The following is a 21,141-nucleotide window of genomic DNA, read 5'->3' as shown; positions in this document are numbered from 1 at the left end:
CCCCGTCATCAACACTTCGATTGTGGCCGCCCCCGACAGTTGTTAAAATGACACTGGTGGGGGGCGGGGAGACGCCCGGACGCCCCCCTTCACCGCGGGCAATGCGGTGAAGGGGACCTTCGGTGCGCCGGACGGGGCGTGAGGTCAGACCCCGGCCGTCGACTTGATCCAGTCGCGGCTGTGCGCGACACTCGCGTAATTCTGCGTGCCCTGCGGGTCCGAACCGCTGTTCTCGCCGGTCGAGCAGACCCCGACCTGCACGCCGTCGGCCAGCTGGGGGCCGCCCGAGTCGCCGTGCCAGGCCGAGCCGTTGATGCCCTTGCTGGCGATGGCCTGACCGCCGAAGGCGTCCGTGCTGGTCCCGGTGACCTTCACGTTCGCCGTCTTGAGGGTGCTCGAGGGCGGGCTGCTGCCCTGCGTGCGGCCCCAGCCGTAGATCTGGTTGGTCGCACCGTTGGGCGGGTTGCCGGTGCCGAGCTTCATGAACGTCGTGGTGACCGCCTTGGTCAGGTGCAGCAACGCGATGTCACCGTTCGGCGAGGCCTTCTGCTGGTCCACAGCGGCCTCGGTGCCCTGCTGGAGCTTCACGTCGCCGACCTTGACGTGCATGCCCGGCTTGTTCAGGCAGTGCTGCGCGGTGAGTACCCACTGCGGGGCGATGATCGTCCCGGAGCACTCGAAGCCACCGTTGTCGGTGACGTTGTTCCAGTAGATCTGGGCACCCCACGGCGCGGAACTGACCGTTCCGCCGCCGATGATGTCCTCCTGGGCGTTCGCGGCACCGGCTGAGACGATGCTCAGCGCCGCGGCGGCTCCGGCTGCCACGGCGACAGCCCTCGACAATCGCATGAAACGTCCTCCGGCCAACGGGTTCGGGGAGCTCGTTCCGGTTGAAACGATTTCACCAACCTAGGTGGACGGTTGGGGACTTCGTAACCTACCGAAGTCGGTATCGCGCCGGAGGAACGTAGTGGGCCAACCGGGTGAGGCCCCAGGACTCCGGCTCCGCATCCGAGGTGGCCCGAACGCCCCAATGTGGCGTTCGGTGCGTTGGACGCAACCAATGCCACATTGGGGCGCTCGAAAACGCCGGCGGATCAGGAGTCGGCGGGTTTGGTCCAGGCGACCTGGATCAGACCGGTGCCGTGCCGTCGCGAGACCAGGGTGCCGCGGCCGGCGGGCTGGGGTGACGGCTTGACGTCGCCGAGCAGCGGACCCTCCTCCTTGGCACCGGACATGATCAGACCGGGCGAGCCGAGTTCGCGCAGCCGTTGCAGCACGGGCTCGTACAGCGCCCGCCCCGCACCACCGGAGCCGCGCGCGATGATCAGGTGGAGGCCGATGTCGCGGGCCTGGGGAAGGAATTCCAGCAGCGGCAGCAACGGATTGCGGCCGACGGCGGCGACGAGTTCGTAGTCGTCGACGAGGACGAACAGGTCGGGGCCGCGCCACCAGGAGCGGTTGCGGAGCTGGTCGGGGGTGACGTCCGGGCCGGGCAGGCGGTTGCGCATGGCCGTCTGGCATTGGCCGATCAGGTCCGTCAGCGTGTTCTCGGCGCCCGCGTAGCCCAGCAGGTGCGGCTCGTCGACGGCGCCGAGCAGCGTGCGGCGGTAGTCGCCGACGAGGATCAGGGCCTCGTCGGGGGTGTAGGCCGCCGAGATGCCGCGGGCCAGGGCGCGCAACAGCGCGCTCTTCCCGGATTCGACGTCGCCGAAGGCCAGGAAGTGCGGATCCGTGGCGAAATCCAGGTGCACCGGCCGCAGTGTCGACTCCGCGATGCCAAGGGTGACGTGCTTGTGTGGCGCTGACGGCAGCGAGTCCAATGGCACCTCGGGCGGGAGCAGCCGGACCTGCGGGGCCCGGGAACCCTGCCAGGCGGCGGAAACACGGCGGACCAGGTCGACGCCGCCCGCCCCGACGGTGTCCGGGCGCTGGTCGCCGTCGATGCGCGGGAGTGCGGCCAGGAAGTGCAGTTTTTCCGCGGTCAGGCCGCGGCCCGGCGCGTCGGCGGGGACGTTCTGCGCGATCTTGCGGTCGATCGAGGAGTCGGCGGGATCACCCAGTCGCAGTTCGAACCGCGTGCCGACGGCGTCGCGCAGTTGCGCGCGGACACCGATCCACTGGTTCAGCGAAACGATGACGTGGATGCCGAAACCGAGGCCTCGCGCGGCGAGACCGGTGATCTGCTCCTCCAGTTGTTCGTACTCCTGGCGGATCGTGGTCCAGTTGTCCACGAACAGGAACACGTCGCCGAATTCGCGGCCGTCGGTGCTCTCGGTGAATTCCGCGCGGCCGGAGCGGAACGCCGCCATCGACTCGATGCCTTGTGCGGCAAAGAACTCCTCGCGCTGCTCCAGCAACGTCGTCAGCTCGGCGACGACGCGGCGGCAGCGTTGCGCGTCGCGGCGGGTGGCGTAGCCGGAGACGTGCGGCAGCCCGGCGATCGGCGCCAGCGCGCCACCGCCCATGTCCAGCACGAAGAACTGCACCTCCGACGGCGTGTGCGTCAGCGCGAGCATCGCGGCGATGTCCCGCATCAGCGTGCTCTTGCCGCTCTGCGGGGCGCCGACGATCAGTGCGTGCCCCGCCGCGCCGGAGAAGTCGGCCCACAGCATGTCGCGCCGCTGCTCGAACGGCTTGTCCACCAGCGCGACCGGGATCGTCAGCTTCCCGTTGCCACCCCAGTCGAGCGGGCACAGGCCGCGCTCCGGATCCTCGCCGAGCGGGGGCAGCAACTGGTCCAAAGTGGGCGGTTCGGCCAGCGGCGGCAGCCAGATCTGGTGCGCGGCCGGACCCTGACCCTCCACACGCGACAGCATGGCGCCGATGATCGTCTCGCCGGTGCTCGGCGAGGTCGACAATTCGTCCACAGTGGACTCTTCGGTGACCGGAATATCCACCGGGGAAAGGGAAAACGGCAGGACGCCGAGACGTTCGCCATCCTCGCGGACGACCGTGCTGCGCGGCGGGAGTTCGCCGGAGACGTACGCGGCCTTGAGCCGGGTGAGCGTGTCGTTGTCCGACTTCAGGTACGCCGAACCCGGCACCGGCGGCAGCTGGTACGCGTCGGCCACGCCCAGTACCGCACGGCTTTCCGCGGCGGAGAACGTCCGCAGCCCGATCCGGTACGACAGATGGGAATCCAGCCCGCGCAGCCTGCCCTCCTCCAGCCGCTGCGACGCCAGCAGCAGGTGGATGCCGAGGCTGCGGCCCAGCCGCCCGATCGCGACGAACAGGTCGATGAACTCCGGCCGCGACGACAGCAGCTCGCTGAACTCGTCGATGATCACCAGCAGCGACGGCAGCGGCTTCAGGTTCGCCCCGCCCTCGCGGGCCTTCTCGTAGTCCCGCACCGACGCGTAGTTCCCCGCCGCGTGCAGGAGTTCCTGACGCCGCAACAGTTCCCCGTTCAGCGCGTCCGCCATCCGGTCGACCAGCGCGAGGTCGTCGGACAGGTTGGTGATGACCGCGCAGGTGTGCGGCAGCCCGGTCATCCCGGCGAACGTCGCACCGCCCTTGAAGTCGATCAGCGCCAGGTTCAGCCTTTCCGAGGAATGCGTGACCGCGAGCGCGGTGACCAGCGTCCGCAGCAGCTCGCTCTTCCCCGACCCGGTCGCGCCGATGACGAGCCCGTGCGGGCCCATCCCGCCCTCCGCCGACTCCTTGAGATCCAGTTCGACGGGCCGTCCGCCGGGGTCGACGCCCAGCGGGATCCGCAGCCGGTCCCGTGCCGAGCGCGGCGCCCAGGTGACCGCCACGTCGGTGTCGCGCGGGTCGCCGATGCCGAGCAGCCCGGCCAGCCCGAACGTCGCGGACATCGGTTTCTCGGCCACCACGGCGGTGCCCTGGTACAGCGGGGTCAGCATCCTGGCCAGCGCCTCGGCCGCACCGCGGTCGAGCTGGTCCGGGACACCGAGGAAGCCGAGGCGCTGTTCGGTGCCGTCGGCGATCACCATGCCGAGCTGCTCCGGCGCGACGTGCAGGCTCAGCAGGAGTTCGCTCGACGTCGTCCGCGGCTGTTCGGCGCCGATCTCCAGCACGGTGACCCCGAGCCTGCCGTGTTCGCTGACCAGCCGGGGTTCCCCGAACGCCTGGCCGCCGTCGACGACGACCACGACGTGCGGCAGATCGGGCGCCGACGCCGGACGACGGCTGAACGGCGGCCGTTCGCCCAGATCGGGGCCGAGCAGCTCGGCCAGCGGTCCCAGCTCGGCGGCCGCCAGCCGTCGCGGTCCGGTCGCGTCGGCCGCCGTCGGCGCCGCGGCGTGCGGCAGCCACTTCGCCCATTCCCAGTCGTGCCGCCGGTCGTCCGCGACGCACAGCGCGATCCGCAGGTCGGCGGGGGAGTGGAAGGTCGCGAGTTGCGCCAGCAGCGCCCGTGCCATGCCGAGCGCGTCCGGGCGGCGGCCGGACAGCGACACCGCGGCGAACGACCGCAGCGACACCGCCACCGGCAGGCCGTCGACGGTGGAATACGTGCGGATGAAGTGTTTCAGGCTGGTCGAGGACACCGGGTCGAGGTCCTCCAGTGGTACGGTCTGCGGCGCCTTGAGCGGTGTCGCCAACCGCTGCGGCCCCGTCCCGGCACGCACCTGCGCGAAGTGCGCGGCCTCGCGCCGCCGGTCCCACAGCTTGCCCGTCTCGACGTAGGCCCACAGATCCGCCGGGTCCGGCTGCGCCGCGGTCAGCGTGGCCCGCTGCGCGTCGGCGATGTCGCGCACCTGGCCGCGCAACCCGGCGAGGTAGCGCTGGTAGTCGCGGCGCTCGTCGTTGATCTGCGCCTTCTTCGCCATGCCGCCGCGGCCGAGCGACATCACCACCATGCCGCCCATCGCGGTGACGAACAGGGCGCCGAAGATCCACGTCATCACCCCGCCGTCGCGTCCGATGTAGACGAACGACATGGCGCCCATGCCCAGCATCATCGGCAGGAACATCATCAGCTGCATCAGCCCGCCGGACCCGCTCTTGGGCAGCAGGGGCGGGGACTGCAGGACGATCTCGCCGGGCAGGTCACCGAGGACGTCCAGACGATCGCGGGACGGGTTCATCGAGGGGCGCTTCCTGGCTTCTTTGTGGGTAATCCGCCAGTCATTCTGGTCACTCTTCCCGCCGCGCTGGTGGGTACTTTTGCCGTCCGCCCGCACGCGACGGCGAACTTAACCTGCTCGTCAGCACCACCCCAGCGGGAAGGAGAGCCATGGTCAGCACGGGCGAGTACCGGGCCGAACCGGAGGCCATGCGCTCGGCTGTCGGCAATGTCGGCGGCATCATCGCCCATGGCATCAACGCGGTCGCCGACCTCGAACGCATGATCGTGCAGCCGATGTCGTTCGCGTCGTTCGGCAGCGCGGTCGCGGCGGCGAACGCGGCGCTGCACAGCAGCCAGATCACCGCCGTGCGCACTTTGTTGCAGCTGCTGCAACAGATCAACGGCCTGGTCAAGGACAGCGCCGACGCCTATCAGGCCGCCGACGAGGCGGTCGCGGGCGGCTACGGCGGTGGCCACGCGCCCGGCGGCACCGCGCACGGGACGTCGATCTGGGGCAACTCGCACGCCGCGGAGCTGGCCACGCTCGCCATCAACGACAGCGCGGGCGCGGGCGGCGAGCCCGGCTCGGTGGGGAACGTGCTGCGGTACCTCGGCGACGCCCGGCTGGGCCAGCTCGGGCACCACCCGATCACCGACGCCCGCTTCCACGGGGTCGCCGATTTCAACGACTGGCTTGCCGGCGACGCCGACAACCAGGCGCGTGCCGGGCTGATCGAGGTGTACGCGGGCACCGCGCGCAGCTTCGGCGACGTTCCCGGCGGGGTGCAGAGCGGCGACGTCGTCGTGGTCGAGCCGCTGCGTTCTCCCGGCGGAGCCCCGGTCATCGGCGTCGTCGGTGACGGCGGGCAGCTCTACAACCACGGTTTGGTCGACGCCGGGATCCACGGTCTGGCGAAGGTCAGCGTGTACCGGCCCGCCTCCGTATGACTTCCCGTCCCGGCCGCTCCCGAAGTGAGGTCCGATGCTGACTTTCCCCAATTCCAGCGCGATGGACGCGACCGCGTCCTCCGGCGGGCCGATCACCGTGCTGCCGCAGATCGTCACCGGCCAGCCGGAGCAGATCGCCAAGCACGTGCTCGACCTGCTGCGCAAGGCCAACGAGTTCCTTTCCCTGTACACCGAACTGCACAAGGCGGCCGACCAGCTCGGCAAGATCTGGTCCGGCGCGGCGTCGGAGTCGGCGATCAAGAAGATCACCGACTCGCTCGACCAGCTGACCAAGATCGTCGACGTCGTGAAGAAGGGCGCCGAACTGCTGGGCGTGTCCGGCACCCTGATCAAGACCGCGCAGGAGGCCTACCGCGCCGTGGTTTCGGCGGTGAACCCGACGGTCGCCGCGCTGATGTCGAACTGGTGGACCTACGGCGCCGCGGTCGCCCTCTCGACGGCCACGAGCGCGTCGCTGCGGGCGTTCATCACCGCGATCGGCGCGCTGCTCAAGGCACTCGGCGTCGTCGACCTCGCCAACCAGGTCACTCAGCTCGCGCAGATCATCGGGGAGATCGAGAAGCTGTTCGGCCACCACGATTCCAGCGGTGGCGCGGGTTCCGCGGGCAACGCCGCGGTGTCGGGCACGCCGGTCACCGCCCCGCAGCTGCCCCCGCCGGTGGCGAGCGCGGCCGGGCAGCAGGCGATCGGCGGCACCGGAGGCGGTGTCGGCGGAGGTTCCGGTGGTGGCGCGGCGATCCCGACGCAGCCGTCGTTCACGCAGTACCAGCCGCCCGCCTTGTCCGGGACCTCCGGGGCTTGGGGACACGGCGGTGCGGACGCCTCCAACAGCTGGATCCCGGTCGACCGCCCGGCCTCGCCGCCGAGCGTGCCCGCGCCATCGCCCGCTCCGGGCGGGGCGAACGAGGTCGTCATCCGCACCGATCTGAACACCGGCCAGTCGGTGATCGAGGCGCCGGGCGGCAGAGACGTCGACATCGATATCGACATGACCTACAACGGCAAGCACTTCGAGCAACATGTCGACATCGCCGGAAATCACACAGCAGGGGCCGATTCGACGGCGAAGGGCCGCTGACGATGTGGGGCTCCGGGGTCGTCGACGCGTCGGGGGCGGTCGGCTCCGTGCTGGCGGCCTACCGGCGTGTGCTGGTGGAATGCCGTCGCCGGGTGACCGGTGACCCCGGAGCTCTGACCGCCTCGGCCCAGCGGTGCTCCGCGCGGGCGGCGACGATTTCGGGGCGGGCGAACGACATCGGCGAGTCCGCGCGGGCACTCAACGCGGACTGGGAAGGTGCAGCCTACAGCGCGTTCGCTTCCGCCTCGCGGGAGCTGAGCACCGGCCTGGCCGCTGTGGCGTCCAAATTGGACGATCAGGCGAAGCGGCTTTCCCTTGCCGCGCAGCTGTTCCAGTCGGCGGCTGCGGCGGTGGACGCGATCCTCGCGCAGTTCGACCAGTACGCCTCGCTGCTCACCAACCAGTCCCGTTCGGTGAGCCCTGGCGCGGTCGACGCGTTCCTCACCGCCGCGCGAGACTTCGGGGAACAGGCCGCGGCGGCGGCGCGGCAGATCGCCGACGAACTCGGTGACGCGCTGGCCCGGCTGTTCCCGCCCGAGTGGCCGGGCAGGCTCGAGCACGAACTCGGTAAGTGGGGCGGCGGTGCGTTGCACTGGCTCAACGGCGAACCGCTGGACGGCCGCAAGCGCCCGCGGAATGCGGCGTATTCCTGGTTCGGCAACTCCGGGTGGAAGAAACTCACCTGGGACGGGCTCCAAGGCACGCGCGCACCGAAGAAGGCCGATACGCCGTTCGGACGGCCTGAGCCGGAAGGCTTGCGGGACAAGGCTTTCCGCAACACCGAGATCACGTACTACAAGTGGGCGCACGAGCAGGACGGGCTCACGCCAGGCTGGGACGCGAAGGTGTCGTCGCAGGGCTGGGAGGTGAAGGCGTCCGGACACGCCGAACTCGCGGCGCTGCACGAAGAGGGTGAACTGAAGGGCGAGTGGGGCGTCGCCGGCGCACACGCGAAGGGCACGGTGTTCGCGGGCGGCGAGGTCAGCGGCTCGCTCCAGGGTGGTGAGCACGGCGTCGGCCTGCACGCCAACGCCTTCGTCGGTGGCAAGGTCGAAGGCGAGGTGGCGGCCGACGTCGCCGGCGTCGGGGTCGGCGCGAACGGGACCCTCCAATATGGACTCGGCGCGCAGCTGGACGGCCAGGCCGTGTACGAGTCCGGGCACATCAAGGTGAACTTCAAGGCCGGGGTCGCGCTCGGCCTCGGCGCCGGGATCGGCGCGAAGATCGACATCGACCTGCCGAAGGTGGCCGACACCATCGGTGAATACGGCGGCGCGGCCGTGGACGCTGTCGAGTCCGCGGCGGGCGAGGCCGCCGATGCCGTCGGATCCGTTTGGGACGACGCGGTTTCCGCGGTGAGTTCGTGGTGACCGCCGTGACCACGCTGCCGCTCGGTTTCGACGTCCCGGACGGCTGGACGCCGGTGGATCCCGAGCGGGCGGGCGCGGCAGGGGCGGCGTTCGTCGCGGTGCGGCCCACGCCGGGCGGGGAGTTCACGCCGAACATCACCCTCGGCGTGCAGCAGCGACCGGATCCGGCGTCGATCGCCGAAATCGCCGGGGAAGCCGTCGAACGGCTGGGCCGCGCCATGGCCGGGCTGGACGTGCTCAGCCGCCGTGCGGTCGGCGGCCCGGCCGCGCCGGGGATGACCCAGGTGCTGCGGCTGCGGACCGGCGAAGGTTTCGAACTCGTGCAAAGCCAGGTGCATCTGACAGTGCCGGGGCCGTCCGGCCGGCTCGTGCTGGAGCTGGCCTGCACGGCGGCGCCCGCGGACGCGCGGGCGCTCACCGGGGATTTCCAGCGGTTCGTGGGCAGTGTCCACGTGCGACACACAGGAGGAGAAGAGCAGTGACCGACCCCTATGCGGCGCCGGACATGGACGAATTGCTGGCGCAGGTGCGCAAGCAGACCGAGGAGGTCCAGCGCATCCAGCGCACCGTCGAGGCGATGGAGGTCAAGGCGCACTCGCGGCAGAACGAGGTCACCGTCGTGCTGCGCGGGGACGGCCGGTTCACCTCGGTCGACATCGACCCGCGCGCGATCCGCGAGTACGACGCGCGCAACCTGTCGGAGATCGTGCTGGAGGCGGTGAACGCGGGGCTGCAGAAGCTGGCCGAGGCGTCCAGCGCCAAGTTCGCGCCGGTGATCGAGGCAGCCAAGGCGGTCGGATGAGCGTCGGCGGATGCACCGAGGGACGCCTTCGGTGCGTTGGGTGCGACAAGGGCGTCCCTCGGTGCGCTGAACGCACCCAGGGCGTCCCTCGGTTCCAGCTTGCCCGGCGCACCCCCGGTTCCCTTCAGCAGCCGGAGGTCCGGGCATGAGCGCACCGGCGATCGCGGGGACGACGCGGCGCGTCACGGTGGTGACGCCGCGGGCGCGCGTCGACGTCGCCCTGCCGCAGCAGAGCACCTTCGCCGAGCTGGTCCCGCAGCTGGTGCGGCTCGCGGGCGCGTCGGGACAGGCGTCGGCCGAGCATCCGGGCTGGGTGCTGTCCCGCCTCGGCGGGGCGCCGCTCGCGCTCGGCCTGACCGTCGCAGCCGCCCAGGTCCGCGACGGCGAGGTGCTGCACCTGACCCCGCGGGAACGTCCTCGCGGCCCGCTGCTGTTCGACGACGTCGTGGACTCCATCGCCAGCGTGGCCGAGACGCGGGGCGGCTGGGGGCCCGCGGTGGCCCGGCGGTCCGGCATCGTGGCCGCGTTCGTGCTGCTGCTGGCGGGCGGGCTGCTGGTGCAGTCGGCGGCCGCGGGCAGTGTGCTCGCGCCGATCGGGTCCGGCCTGCTCGCCCTGGTGCTGCTGCTCGGTGGCGGCGCGCTCAGCCGGGCCTACGGCGACGCCGAGGCCGGGGCGGCGGGCGCGCTCGCCGGGGCCGGCGTGGCGCTGCTGGCCGGGATGTCGATCCTGCCGCCACATCCGCTGTTCTCGCTGTCGGCGGGTCCGCTCGCCGCCGGGCTCGCCGCGGTGACGGTGTACGGCGTGCTCGCCGCGGTCTCGGTCGCCGACCGGCTGCCGTGGTTCGTGGCGGTCACCGGCGCGGCGGGGTTCGGCGCGGTGACGACCGGGGTCGTCCTGGTCGGCAACGTCCGCCCGGTCGCCGCCGCTTCCGTCGTCGCGGTGATCGCGACCGCGCTCGCTTCGGTGGCGCCGATGCTCGCTCTGCGGCTCGGCAGGCTGCCGCTGCCGCGGGTGCCGGACGACATGGATTCCTTCCGTGCCAACGAACAGCCGTCGCTCGGCGCGGACATGGTCGGCCGGACCTCGCGCGCGCAGGCGTTGCTGACCGGATTGCTGATCGCGCTGGGCCTGGTCGTCCTGGCCGCCTGCACAGTGCTCGCCGGAGCGGGCGGTCCGTGGGAGGCGGGGCTGGCCGGGCTGCTCGGGTTGGCGTGGCTCCTGCGCTCGCGGTCCTACGCCGGACGCGCGCAGCGGTTCGTGCTCGTCGGTTTCGGCGGGCTCACACTCGTCACGGCGGGCGTGTGGCTCGCCGCGAGCGGCCAGCGGACCGCGGTGTTCGCCGCCGGGTTCGCGGTCGTCGTCGCGGCGATCGTCTGTCTCGTCTACGCGACGCGGGTCGCGCGCGGAGTGCGTTCGCCGTACTGGTCACGGCTGCTCGACGTCACGGAGTTCCTGACACTGCTCGCCCTCGTGCCCTTTGCCGGCATGATCGCCGGGATCTACGACCTCGTCAGCTGAGTCCCCGGCGGCTCCGTTAAGGCCACCTTACGGGCGTCTGACGCCCGTAAGGTGGCCTTAACGGCATTTCCGTCCACTGTGGAGAGTCAGTGTTCCAGCGCCAGGGGCAGGGTGCGGCGGACGGCGGAGGCGTGCCGCCCGTGCAGCGGGACCGCCGACACCCCGGTCGGCGAAGGCACCGAAGCACCGGGACGGGCACCGACACGGATCGTGACGTCGGCGCGTTCCTTGCCGCTCGGCGTCCGCCGCAGCGTGTACGACGTCGCGGTGAACGCCGCCTTCGACGCCGAGAAATCCAGTATCCGCGCCAAATCCCGCTCCGAACGCGGCGAGAAGCAGGCCTGTGTCGACTCGCCCCACTTCCACGAACTCCAGCCGTCCGGCAGCGACGCCTCTTCGCGAGGGCTCTCCTCCGGGACACCCAGCGCGACACGCAGTTCCTTCGCCAGCTCCCCGGCTTCGAGCACCGTGCTGACGTACCCGGCTTCGGCCAGCGCGCCCATCAACCCCAGCGCCGCACATGCCGTACTGCGCAACGCACCCAGCTCGCCGCCGCCGCGCGCCAGCGCCGCGATCGGCGCCTCCTCGGGCCGGTATCGCACGGTCAGCCAGCGCACCCGGAAAACCTGTCCGCCCGCCTCGCGCGGCACCGCCCAGGTCAGCAATTGCGCGCTGGACAGCGGGATCGCGGGGTCACGGAAGCGCTCCCGCAGGACCTCCACGAGCGTGTCCGGCGACGGCTCGCCGGGCCCCGGCGTGAGCCGCACTATCGCGCTCCAGCCGTCGTCGATCTCCGCCACGCCGAAGCGGTTCCCGGCCCGGTCGACGTGCTGGCGCACTCGCACCGGACCGGCGACGAGGTGCAGCGGGTCGGGGCTGTCGTGGCGGTCGTCGTGCCGCCGCAGCCGGTAGCCGAGCCAGGTGAGCGCCCAGCCCGCGGCGTGCTTGCCCGCGAACCGCGCCGACGTCGAGAGCACCAGCGCCGCCGCGACCGCCGCGATCGTGATCCGCGCCGGCTGGGCGACACCGGGGATCGCGAAGGCGACGAGCACCGCGATCCCGGCGATCTCCCACACGGCGGCCTGCAGCGGGCGGATCGGCAGCAGCCACGGCAGCGGCGCGGCTCCAGCGGTCCCGGGGCGAGGCGGCGGGCGATGCGCTCCCGAAGCCGCGGGCGCCGCTTCGGTGGGTTCAGCAGCTGCGGTGTTGGCGGACACGGCGTCGCCTCCCTTACCCCGGACCGGTGAGGCGACGCTAGCGCTTTCCGCGCACGCGCATGGGCGTAAAAATTACCCTCGCCGTCCGGACGCGTCCGCTCTTAGCATCGGCGCCTCGGCATGGGGCGGATCGAGGACGACCGGGGGTCTTGGGAAGCGTGTGGACGCAGCGGGACCAGATCCAGGCGTATCAGTTCCTGCGCCGCAGGCTGGTGTCCGCGCTCGTCGCCGCCGACGCCAACCACCCGGTGTCGCCGAGCCGCCGCCTCGTGCTGGGCACGATCCTCGGGCTCGCCGCCGCACTGCTGATCACCGCGGTGTACGGCGTGATCGGCCTGCTCAACCCGTCCGGTGGCAAGGACTGGCTCGCCGGCGGGAAGGTGATCGTCGAGGAGGGCACCGGCGCGCGGTACGTCCTCGGCCAGGACGGCGCCCTGCACCCGGTCCTCAACTACGCCTCCGCGCGGCTGCTGGCGGGCGGCAACGGGGACGCCACCGTTTCGGTGCCGTCGAAGAAACTCGGGACGGCCGCGCGCGGCACGCAGATCGGCATCCCGGGCGCCCCCGACTCGCTGCCCGCGGCGGCCGCGCTGGTCACGACGCCGTGGATCAGCTGCAGCCGGACCACCACCGACGCGCCCGCGTCCGCCGAGCCACTCACCGCGGTCGTGCTCGGCACGTCCGGTTCGGGCGTCGAGCTGCCTCGCGATCAGGGGATCATCGTCCGGATCCCGGCGGGCGAGCAGTACCTGATCACCGGGGGACGGCGGTTCAAGCTCAGCCCCGAGGCCGCCACCGCGCTGCAGTTCGACAGCTACCCGACGATCGCGGTCTCGGCGCGGTGGATCGACACCGTCCCCGCCGGACGCGACCTCGGCGCGATCCCGATCGCCGACGCCGGCGCGTCCGGCCCGCGGGTCGGCGGCGCCCCGACACGCGTCGGCGAAGTCCTCGCCGTCGTCGACACCATGGCCTCGGCGGCGGACGCCACGTCGTACTACCTCGTCCGCCGCGAGGGCCTCGAACCGATCGGCCAGACCCAGGCGAGCCTGGTGGTCACCACCCCGGAGAACGCGCGCGCCTATCCCGGACGTCCGGCGCCCGTCCCGATGAAGGCCGCCGACGTCGCCGCGGTGCGGAAGGCGGGCGAACCCCGCGCGGGCGGCGCCGACCCCGCAGGGTACCCGGACCGCATTCCGGGGAAGGCGGCGATCAGCGGCACCTCGGTGACCCTGTGCGCGCAGGACGGTCGCGTCCTGGTCTCCGGCGACGTCCCGCTGCCGCATGGCGCGCGGGCGATCGCCGTGCCCGCCCGTGCCGACGCGCGCGTGGCGGATCAGGTTTTCGTGCCGCCTTCGGGCGGCGCGGTGGTCACCGAGGCCGGTTCGGGAACGGTCTACGTGGTCACCGACATGGGACAGAAGTATCCGGTGGCGGACGCCAAGGCGTTGGCTTCACTCGGCTACGGTTCCGTAGCCCGCCAACCGGTCTCCAGTGGTTTGCTGGCACTGATGCCGACGGGCCCCGCGCTGGACCCGGCCGCGGCCGGGCAGGCGGTGCCCTCGGGTGGAACGGGGTGAGCGAGTCGTGCAGATGACGGACGAACGACCGGGCGAGACGACACCGGATACCGGCGGGACCACGGGGATCCGGGTCGCGGTGATCGAGGACCATCCGCTGTACCGGCGGTCGGTGGAGCGGGTGCTCGCCGAAGCCGAGGGCATCGAACTGGGCGCCGTGGTGGACTCGGTCGCCCGCTTCCACGTGCACCGGCAGCCGCCGGGCAGCGTGGTCCTGCTCGACCTCGGGCTGCCCGGCGTCGCGGGCGCCGCGGCGGTGCTCGAGGTGTGCGAACTCGGGCATCACGTGCTCGTCGTGTCGGCGCAGGCGGAGTCCGAACAGGTGCTCGGCGCGATCGCGGCCGGGGCCAAGGGGTTCCTGTCCAAGGACGTCGACGTCGACGAGCTGCTGATCGCGATCAGGACGGTCGCCGAGGGCGGCGCGTACGTCTCCGCCGTGGTGGCCGGGATGATCATCAAGGACAACACCGACCGCCCGGCGGCAGGCCCCGACACGGAACTCTCCCCGCGCGAGGAGCAGGTCCTGCGACTGGTCGCGGCGGGCGAGCGGGACGTCGACATCGCGACAATCCTCCGCATCGGCGTGCGGACCGTCCGCGGGTATCTCGACCGCGTGCGCGACAAGACCGGGTACCGCAGGCGGCCCGATCTGGTGAAGGAGGCGATCCGGCGCGGGCTCGTCGGACCGTCCGGCACGCCGCGGCGTCCGGGCGGGCGGTGACCGGCGTGCCTTCGGCGGGCGACCGCATCCAGGTCGCGGTGATCGAGGACCACCCCCTCTACCGCGACGCCGTCGCGCGAGTGCTCACCGAGGCGCCCGACATCGAACTCGGCGCGGTCGCCGATTCGGTGGCGCGGTTCGCGGTTCAGCAGCAGCCGCCGGGCAGCGTCGTCGTGCTCGACCTCAAGCTGCGCGGCGTCGCGGACGCGGCGGCCGTGCTGGAGGTGGGACACATGGGGCACAAGGTGCTCGTGGTGTCCGCGCACGCGGAACAACCCGAGGTGCTCGGCGCGATGCAGGCGGGCGCGAAGGGCTTCCTGTCCAAGGACGTCGACGGCGACGAGCTGCTGCGCGCGATCCGCACCATTGCCGAGGACAACGCCTACGTGTCGCCGACGCTCGCCGGAATGATCATCCAGGACAGCGACGACCGGCACGCCGGGCCGAAGATCGTCTTGTCGGAGCGGGAAAAACAGGTGCTGCGGCTGGTCGCGGCGGGGGAGCGGGACGTCGACGTCGCCGAGATCCTCAACATCAGCGTTCGCACCGTCCGGTCCTATTTGGACAGAATAAGGGACAAGACCGGCGAACGCCGGCGCGCCGGTTTCGTCCGCGTCGCCATCCGCGAAGGCCTCCTCCGCTAGCCCCTCCGGAGATCTCGCGTGATCAGCCGGAGATCTCATGTGATCAGCCGGAGATCTCGCGTGATCGAGTGGTCAGAGGCGTCGGTTGGCCAGTGCGCCGGTGGCGGTGCGGGCCTTCGCCGCGATCGCCGGGTCGAGGTCGACGACCACCGTCTCCGGGCCGGCGCCGAGCTGGGTGTGGACGCGGCCGAAACCGTCCGACACCGTCGAGTAGCCAATGCCGGTGGGAGCCTTCGGGTTCACTTCGAGACCGCTCGCGGCCGGGTCGGCCTGCCCGCAGCCGAGCACCCAGCAGCCCGAGTCCAGCGCGCGGGCCCGCACCAGGACCTCCCACTGGTCGCGTTTGCCTTCGCCCGCGCCCCAGGACGTCGGCACGACGACGATGTCCGCGCCGTCGTCGGCGAGCGCGCGGAACAGTTCGGGAAAACGGATGTCGTAGCAGGTGGCGACGCCGAGCACGGTGCCGTCGACGTCGAAGGTGACCGGTTTGGTGCCGGCGGCGACGGTGTCGGACTCGGCGAAGCCGAACGCGTCGTACAGGTGGATCTTGTGGTAGCCGAGATGATGCCCGCCGCCGGTGACGAGCACGGTGTTGCGGACGCGCCCGTCCTCGGCCGGGGTGAACATCCCGGCGGCGACGACCACGTCGTGCTCGGCCGCCAGCTCCGCGACGGCGGTCGCCCACGGCCCGTCCAGCGGCTCGGCGATCGGGCCCAGCGGCCGCCCGAACCGGGCCATCGTCGCTTCCGGGAACACGACGACCTGGGCGTTTCCCGCCTTCGCGCCTTCGACCCCGGCGCGAACGAGTTTCAGGTTCGCCCCCGGATCGTCGCCCGAGCTGAGCTGGCACAACCCGATACGCGGCACGGCGCCTCCTCCGTCACAAGGGCTCGCGGGTCACCACCGAGTATCCCTGCCCGGCGCCTCGCGGCCACCTCGTACCCTTGAGTCCATGTTGAACCGCACCGACCTGCGCGGGCAGGTCCCGACCGCCGCCGAACTGCGCGCCACGCTGCCTCGCGCCGAATACGACGTGGACGCGGCGCTGCATCACGTGCGCCCGGTGGTCGAGGCCGTTCGTGACCGCGGGGTCGAGGCCGTGCTCGAATACACCGAGCGGTTCGACAAGGTCCGCCCGTCCGCTGTGCGGGTCCCGGCCGCCGAGCTGGCCAAGGCCCTCGACGAGCTGGACCCGGCGGTGCGCGCCGCGCTGGAGGAGTCCATCACCCGTGCCCGCAAGGTGCACGCCGAGCAGCGCCGCCAGGACGTCACCACCACGGTGGTCGAGGGCGGCACGGTCACCGAACGCTGGGTCCCCGTCGAGCGCGTCGGCCTGTACGCGCCGGGCGGGCTCGCCGTGTACCCCTCGACGGTCGTGATGAACGTCGTCCCGGCGCAGCTCGCGGGCGTCGGCTCGCTCGTGCTGTGCTCGCCGCCGCAGGCCGCGTTCGGCGGGCTGCCGCACCCGACCATCCTCGCCGCGGCCCGGCTGCTGGGCGTCGACGAGGTGTGGGCGGTCGGCGGGGCGCAGGCCGTCGCGCTGCTGGCCTACGGCGGCACCGACACCGACGGTGCCGAGCTGGCGCCGGTGGACATCGTGACCGGCCCGGGCAACATCTACCTCACCGCCGCGAAGCGGCTGCTGCGCGGCATCATCGGCATCGACTCGGAGGCCGGGCCGACCGAGATCGCCATCCTCGCCGACGAGACCGCCGACCCGGTGCACGTCGCGGCCGACCTGATCAGCCAGGCCGAGCACGATCCCCTCGCGGCGAGCGTGCTCGTCACGACGTCGGAGGAACTGGCCGACGCCGTCGAGAAGGAGCTCGCCGGCCGCGTGGCGGCGACCAAACACACCGAGCGGGTCGCCGAAGCGCTGGGCGGCAAGCAGTCCGGCGTCATCCTGGTGTCCACTGTGGACGACGGGCTGCGCGTGGTCGACGCCTACGCCGCCGAGCACCTGGAGATCCAGACCGCGAACGCGCGCGAGGACGCCGCGCGGGTCCGCAACGCGGGCGCGATCTTCGTCGGCGCGTACGCCCCGGTGTCGCTGGGCGACTACTGCGCCGGGTCGAACCACGTGCTGCCCACCGGCGGGTTCGCCCGCCACTCCTCGGGTCTGTCGGTGCAGAGCTTCCTCAAGGGCATCCACGTCGTCGACTACTCCGAGCAGGCGCTGCGCGAGATCGCCCTGCGGGTGGTCGCGCTGGCGAACGCCGAGGACCTGCCCGCGCACGGCGAAGCCGTCACGGCGCGGTTCGGGGGTGAAGCGTGAGCATCGGCGAGGAGATCACCCTGGACCAGCTGCCGCTGCGCGAGGATCTGCGCGGCAGGTCGCCATACGGCGCGCCGCAGCTGGAGGTCCCGGTTCGGCTCAACACCAACGAAAACCCGTATCCGCCGTCGCCCGAGCTGGTCGCGGACGTGGCCGAGGCGGTCCGCGCGGAGGCCGCCGAACTGCACCGCTATCCCGACCGCGACGCGGTGGCCCTGCGCCAGGATCTGGCCGACTACCTGAGCGTGTCGACGCGGGTAGTGCTGTCGGAGGCGAACGTCTGGGCCGCCAACGGCTCCAACGAGGTGCTGCAGCAGATCCTGCAGGCGTTCGGTGGTCCCGGGCGCAGCGCGCTGGGCTTCGAGCCGTCGTACTCGATGCACCCGATCATCGCGTCCGGCACGCGCACCGAGTGGGTTCCGGCGCCGCGCCGCGCCGACTTCACGCTCGACACCGCGAAGGCCGCCGAGGTGATCCGCGAACGGCGTCCGGACCTGGTGTTCGTCACCAGCCCGAACAACCCGACCGGCGGCTCGATCCCGCTGGAAGAGCTGCGCGCGGTGCTCGACGCGGCCACCGGGATCGTGGTGGTCGACGAGGCGTACGCGGAGTTTTCGTCGCAGGCCAGCGCGGTGCACCTGCTGGCCGACTACCCGGGCCGGCTCATCGTGTCGCGCACGATGAGCAAGGCCTTCGCCTTCGCGGGCGGGCGGCTCGGCTATCTGGCCGCCGCTCCCGCGGTGGTCGACGCGCTGCAGCTGGTGCGCCTGCCGTACCACCTCTCGCGGCTGACCCAGGCGGCCGCGCGCGCCGCGCTGCGCCACGCGGACGCGACGCTGAGCACCGTCCACAAGCTGGCCGCCGAACGCGATCGCGTCGTGGAAGCCTTGGCGGGCCTGGGTTTCGATCCGGTGCCGAGCGACTCGAACTTCGTCCTCTTCGGACGGTTCGCCGACCCGCACGTGGCCTGGCAGTCCTATTTGGACAAAGGGGTGCTGATCCGCGAGCCCGGTATCGAGGGGCACCTGCGCGTGAGCATCGGCACCCCGGAGGAGAACGACGCCTTCCTCGAGGCGAGTAAGGAAGTTTCCCGATGACCCGCATCGGCAAGGTCGAGCGCACCACCAAGGAGTCCTCGATCCTCGTCCAGCTGGACCTCGACGGCACGGGCGAGGTCGAGATCTCGACCGGCGTGCCGTTCTACGACCACATGCTGACCGCGCTGGGCGCGCACAGCAGCATGGACCTCAAGGTCGAGGCCACCGGCGACGTGCACATCGACGCCCACCACACGGTCGAGGACACCGCGATCGTGCTCGGCCAGGCGCTGCGCCAGGCACTCGGCGACAAGAGCGGCATCCGGCGTTTCGGCGACGCGTGGATCCCGATGGACGAAACCCTCGCGCACGCGGCGGTCGACGTCTCCGGCCGCCCGTACTGCGTGCACGTCGGTGAGCCCGAGCAGTTCACCACCTTCACGATCGGCGGGAACTACCCGTTCGTGCTGACCCGCCACGTGTTCGACTCATTGGCGTTCCACGCGCAGATCGCGCTGCACGTCCGGGTGATCCACGGTCGCGATCCGCACCACATCGCCGAGGCGCAGTACAAGGCCGTCGCCCGCGCCCTGCGTGCCGCGACCGAGCCGGATCCGCGTGCCGGTGGCATCCCGTCCACGAAGGGTGTCCTGTGAGCAAGGAAATCGTCGCGGTTCTGCTGCTCGCGCTGGGCGGGTTCCTGATCGGCGGGGTCTACTCGACGTGGAAGAACGCGAAGTTCCTCGCCGGGGTCCTCGGCGTCGCCGCGCTGCTGGCGATCGGCGGAGCCGTGGCCTGGCTGGCAAGCTAGGGGAATGGCTCAAACACCGGTCGTCCTGTGGTTCCGCCGTGATCTGCGGCTCGGCGACCACGCCGCGCTGCTGACGGCGGCGGAGCACAGCGACCGGGTGCTCGCGCTGTACGTGCTCGACAAGGCGCTCATCGAGCCTTCCGGCGCGCCGCGCCTGGCGTTCCTGCTGGGCTGCCTGCGGGCGCTGGACGAGCAGCTCGGCGGCAGGCTCAAGGTCGTCGCGGGCGATCCCGTCGTCGAGGTCGTCAAGGCGGCCCAGAAGATCGGCGCGAGCGCGGTGCACGTCAGCGCGGACACCGCGCCGTACGGGCGCCGGCGGGACGCCGAAGTCGCGAAAGCGTTGGCGGAACAGGGAATCGATTGGGTCGAGACCGGCTCGCCCTACGCCGTGACACCAGGCCGGGTGTCCAAACCGGACGGTGACCCGTATCGCGTGTTCACCCCCTTCCGTCGCGCGTGGGGCCGTCATGGCCGGCCGCGTCCAGCGGACACCGGACCGTCCCTTGTGGACTGGATCGAGCCGGGTGCCTCGGTACCGCTGCCGGAAACACCGCCGCTGCGGGAGATGACGCTGCCCGAGCCGGGGGAGGAGGCCGCGCTCCGGCTGTGGGAGGAGTTCCTCCGCGACGGTGTCGAGACCTACCACGAGGACCGCGATCGCCCGGATCTTCCCGGTACGACCCGGCTTTCGCCGTATCTGCGCTGGGGCTGCGTCCATCCGAGGACCTTGCTGGCCGATCTCGACGGGGACGAGGGGCCGGGTGCCGACGCGCTGCGTGGCGAGCTGTGCTGGCGCGAGTTCCACGCCGACGTCCTGTGGCACCGGCCCGAGACCGCGCGGCGCAACTACGACCGGCGCTTCGACGCGATGCCTTGTGACACCGGGAATGCGGCGTTCGAGCAGTGGTGCGAGGGACGGACCGGGTACCCGATCGTCGACGCCGGGATGCGTCAGCTGCTCGCCGAAGGCTGGATGCACAACCGCGTCCGCATGGTTGTGGCGAGCTTCCTGGTCAAGGACCTGCATTTGCCGTGGCGGTGGGGCGCGCGGCACTTCATGCGCCACCTGGTCGACGGCGACCTCGCCTCGAACCAGCTCAACTGGCAGTGGGTCGCCGGATGCGGAACCGACGCGGCGCCGTACTTCCGGATCTTCAACCCGATCACACAGGGGGAGAAGTTCGACCCGTCCGGTGACTACGTCCGCCGGTACGTTCCGGAACTGCGGGACGTACCGGGCAAGGCCGTGCACAAGCTCCGCGACCGCCCCGAGGACTACCCGGAGCCGATGGTCGACCACGCGGTCGAGCGGCAAGTGGCGCTCGACCGCTACGGCGCCGTCACCGCCCGCTGAGCCGCGTCAGTCCATTTCGGACCGCAGCAGCGCCTGTGGCGCGGCCGCCGGGAGCGGCGCCGTGGCGGGTTCTTCGGCGAGGCCGAGTGCCCGCAGGATGTCCGCCGGGGACTTCAGCAGTTCGGGCTGGTGGTCGAGCGCGAGCTGCTGGGCAGTGGTCAGCTGGTGCACCATCAGCTCGCCCTCGGCCTTGACGATCAGCAGCGCGCCGACCCGGATCACGGCGTTGGCGAACGGCTGGAGCGAACTCAGCACGGGAGCGAGGTTCTGCATCATGGTCGCGGTCACCGTCGCGTCGGTGCTGTGCACCAGCCGGGACTCCAGCGCGTGCACGCCGAACATCCTGGCCTCGGCTCCCAGCGGTGAGGCGGCCGCGCCCCGGAACCGGGCGCGCAGCCGCCGGAACCACGATCCGATGACCGGCTCGTCCCGTTCCACGACCTCGCCGCCCGCCGAGCGGACGAACGCCTCGACCGCGTCCTGCACTCGCTCGGTGTCCCTGTTTTCGTCCAGGTAGATCGAGACGGGCATCGTGCGGGTGCGCGGCACGTGGTCCGCGTCGCCGATCACCAGGGGCGCCGTGATGACGTCGTTCCCGAAGATCTCGTCGTCGGCCGCCACCAGGTAAGAGGGCCTGTGGTACTCCTCGTCGCCGGAGAGGGGCGCGCCGCCGCTCATGCCCTGCGGCGGTATCGGGTCGTCGTGGTCCACGGATCAAGTCTGCGCCATGGC

Annotated in this window: 19 protein-coding genes; 14 read left to right on the top strand and 5 right to left on the bottom strand. The window is 71.6% G+C overall.

All coding sequences use genetic code 11. From position 1 onward, the window contains the following. Positions 1–144: 144 nt before the first annotated feature. Positions 145–849, bottom strand: a complete 705-nt coding sequence (locus tag ACFWY9_RS21280; RefSeq protein ID WP_378330809.1) for a S1 family peptidase — start codon at positions 847–849, stop codon at positions 145–147. A gap of 248 nt (positions 850–1,097) precedes the next feature. Continuing rightward, entirely contained in the window at positions 1,098–5,051 is a 3,954-nt protein-coding gene (gene eccCa / locus ACFWY9_RS21275) for a type VII secretion protein EccCa (protein WP_378339691.1), read from the bottom strand. A gap of 149 nt (positions 5,052–5,200) precedes the next feature. Here eccCa and ACFWY9_RS21270 point away from each other — a divergent pair, with 149 nt between their 5' ends. From ACFWY9_RS21270 to eccD, 6 genes are all read left to right on the top strand, one after another. Next, positions 5,201–5,980, top strand: a complete 780-nt coding sequence (locus tag ACFWY9_RS21270) for a WXG100 family type VII secretion target (protein WP_378339689.1) — start codon at positions 5,201–5,203, stop codon at positions 5,978–5,980. Between the two features lie 34 nt (positions 5,981–6,014). Further along, a complete protein-coding gene (locus ACFWY9_RS21265; RefSeq protein WP_378339688.1) occupies positions 6,015–7,079 on the top strand; it encodes a hypothetical protein in 1,065 nt (354 codons plus the stop codon). 2 nt (positions 7,080–7,081) lie between these two features. Continuing rightward, positions 7,082–8,449, top strand: a complete 1,368-nt coding sequence (locus tag ACFWY9_RS21260; protein WP_378339686.1) for a WXG100 family type VII secretion target — start codon at positions 7,082–7,084, stop codon at positions 8,447–8,449. Then, positions 8,446–8,931 carry a hypothetical protein gene (locus ACFWY9_RS21255; RefSeq protein WP_378339716.1) on the top strand — a complete coding sequence of 162 codons (486 nt, stop codon included), beginning with the start codon at positions 8,446–8,448 and terminating at the stop codon, positions 8,929–8,931. The genes ACFWY9_RS21260 and ACFWY9_RS21255 overlap by 4 nt, the downstream gene beginning before the upstream one ends. Further along, the gene (locus tag ACFWY9_RS21250; protein ID WP_378330814.1) at positions 8,928–9,251 is read left to right on the top strand and encodes a YbaB/EbfC family nucleoid-associated protein; all 324 of its coding nucleotides are present in this window, start codon (positions 8,928–8,930) and stop codon (positions 9,249–9,251) included. Before ACFWY9_RS21255 ends, ACFWY9_RS21250 begins: the two co-directional genes overlap by 4 nt. A 145-nt stretch (positions 9,252–9,396) precedes the next feature. Continuing rightward, on the top strand, positions 9,397–10,770 hold the full coding sequence (eccD, locus tag ACFWY9_RS21245; protein ID WP_378339684.1) for a type VII secretion integral membrane protein EccD: 1,374 nt from the start codon (positions 9,397–9,399) through the stop codon (positions 10,768–10,770). A gap of 86 nt (positions 10,771–10,856) precedes the next feature. On the opposite strand, the gene ACFWY9_RS21240 is transcribed toward eccD, so the two are convergent. Further along, positions 10,857–11,987, bottom strand: coding sequence for a type VII secretion protein EccE (locus ACFWY9_RS21240; protein ID WP_378339682.1), 1,131 nt, complete (start codon positions 11,985–11,987; stop codon positions 10,857–10,859). Between the two features lie 158 nt (positions 11,988–12,145). Here ACFWY9_RS21240 and eccB point away from each other — a divergent pair, with 158 nt between their 5' ends. From eccB to ACFWY9_RS21225, 3 genes are read left to right on the top strand one after another with little or no spacing between them, the layout of a single operon-like run. Next, positions 12,146–13,567: a type VII secretion protein EccB gene (eccB, locus tag ACFWY9_RS21235; protein WP_378339714.1), complete on the top strand. Its 1,422-nt coding sequence runs from the start codon at positions 12,146–12,148 to the stop codon at positions 13,565–13,567. Between the two features lie 13 nt (positions 13,568–13,580). Beyond that, a complete protein-coding gene (locus ACFWY9_RS21230) occupies positions 13,581–14,288 on the top strand; it encodes a response regulator (protein WP_378331356.1) in 708 nt (235 codons plus the stop codon). A gap of 5 nt (positions 14,289–14,293) precedes the next feature. Then, positions 14,294–14,932, top strand: a complete 639-nt coding sequence (locus ACFWY9_RS21225; protein WP_378331357.1) for a response regulator — start codon at positions 14,294–14,296, stop codon at positions 14,930–14,932. A gap of 72 nt (positions 14,933–15,004) precedes the next feature. Here the strand turns inward: ACFWY9_RS21225 and ACFWY9_RS21220 are convergent, their stop codons facing one another. Then, entirely contained in the window at positions 15,005–15,799 is a 795-nt protein-coding gene (locus tag ACFWY9_RS21220) for a carbon-nitrogen hydrolase family protein (RefSeq protein WP_378339681.1), read from the bottom strand. An 85-nt stretch (positions 15,800–15,884) separates the two neighbouring features. Between ACFWY9_RS21220 and hisD the strand changes: the two genes are divergently transcribed. The 5 genes from hisD to ACFWY9_RS21195 are packed head-to-tail and all read left to right on the top strand — an operon-like array spanning position 15,885 to position 20,409. Continuing rightward, on the top strand, positions 15,885–17,207 hold the full coding sequence (gene hisD / locus ACFWY9_RS21215) for a histidinol dehydrogenase (RefSeq protein WP_378339679.1): 1,323 nt from the start codon (positions 15,885–15,887) through the stop codon (positions 17,205–17,207). Beyond that, positions 17,204–18,304: a histidinol-phosphate transaminase gene (locus tag ACFWY9_RS21210; RefSeq protein ID WP_378339677.1), complete on the top strand. Its 1,101-nt coding sequence runs from the start codon at positions 17,204–17,206 to the stop codon at positions 18,302–18,304. Before hisD ends, ACFWY9_RS21210 begins: the two co-directional genes overlap by 4 nt. Then, positions 18,301–18,900: an imidazoleglycerol-phosphate dehydratase HisB gene (gene hisB / locus ACFWY9_RS21205; protein ID WP_378339675.1), complete on the top strand. Its 600-nt coding sequence runs from the start codon at positions 18,301–18,303 to the stop codon at positions 18,898–18,900. Before ACFWY9_RS21210 ends, hisB begins: the two co-directional genes overlap by 4 nt. After that, the gene (locus ACFWY9_RS21200; protein ID WP_378339674.1) at positions 18,897–19,055 is read left to right on the top strand and encodes a hypothetical protein; all 159 of its coding nucleotides are present in this window, start codon (positions 18,897–18,899) and stop codon (positions 19,053–19,055) included. The genes hisB and ACFWY9_RS21200 overlap by 4 nt, the downstream gene beginning before the upstream one ends. Before the next feature lie 4 nt (positions 19,056–19,059). Next, positions 19,060–20,409 (top strand): cryptochrome/photolyase family protein, encoded by a 1,350-nt coding sequence (locus tag ACFWY9_RS21195; protein ID WP_378339672.1) that lies wholly within the window; start codon positions 19,060–19,062, stop codon positions 20,407–20,409. Positions 20,410–20,415: 6 nt separating this feature from the next. Here the strand turns inward: ACFWY9_RS21195 and ACFWY9_RS21190 are convergent, their stop codons facing one another. Then, positions 20,416–21,120: a hypothetical protein gene (locus ACFWY9_RS21190; RefSeq protein ID WP_378339670.1), complete on the bottom strand. Its 705-nt coding sequence runs from the start codon at positions 21,118–21,120 to the stop codon at positions 20,416–20,418. Between the last annotated feature and the right edge of the window lie 21 nt (positions 21,121–21,141).

Source organism: Amycolatopsis sp. NPDC059027 (assembly GCF_042739735.1).
Classification (GTDB): Bacteria; Actinomycetota; Actinomycetes; order Mycobacteriales; family Pseudonocardiaceae; genus Amycolatopsis.
Note: the sequence above shows the minus strand (reverse complement) of the source record. Positions and strands in the feature narration are given on the sequence as shown.

Coding starts and splice junctions, on each gene's coding strand:
- ACFWY9_RS21280 (WP_378330809.1), bottom strand. CDS start 849: ATGCGATTGTCGAGGGCTGTCGCCGTGGCAGCCGGAGCCGCCGCGGCG.
- eccCa (WP_378339691.1), bottom strand. CDS start 5,051: ATGAACCCGTCCCGCGATCGTCTGGACGTCCTCGGTGACCTGCCCGGC.
- ACFWY9_RS21270 (WP_378339689.1), top strand. CDS start 5,201: ATGGTCAGCACGGGCGAGTACCGGGCCGAACCGGAGGCCATGCGCTCG.
- ACFWY9_RS21265 (WP_378339688.1), top strand. CDS start 6,015: ATGCTGACTTTCCCCAATTCCAGCGCGATGGACGCGACCGCGTCCTCC.
- ACFWY9_RS21260 (WP_378339686.1), top strand. CDS start 7,082: ATGTGGGGCTCCGGGGTCGTCGACGCGTCGGGGGCGGTCGGCTCCGTG.
- eccD (WP_378339684.1), top strand. CDS start 9,397: ATGAGCGCACCGGCGATCGCGGGGACGACGCGGCGCGTCACGGTGGTG.
- ACFWY9_RS21230 (WP_378331356.1), top strand. CDS start 13,581: ATGACGGACGAACGACCGGGCGAGACGACACCGGATACCGGCGGGACC.
- hisD (WP_378339679.1), top strand. CDS start 15,885: ATGTTGAACCGCACCGACCTGCGCGGGCAGGTCCCGACCGCCGCCGAA.
- hisB (WP_378339675.1), top strand. CDS start 18,301: ATGACCCGCATCGGCAAGGTCGAGCGCACCACCAAGGAGTCCTCGATC.
- ACFWY9_RS21195 (WP_378339672.1), top strand. CDS start 19,060: ATGGCTCAAACACCGGTCGTCCTGTGGTTCCGCCGTGATCTGCGGCTC.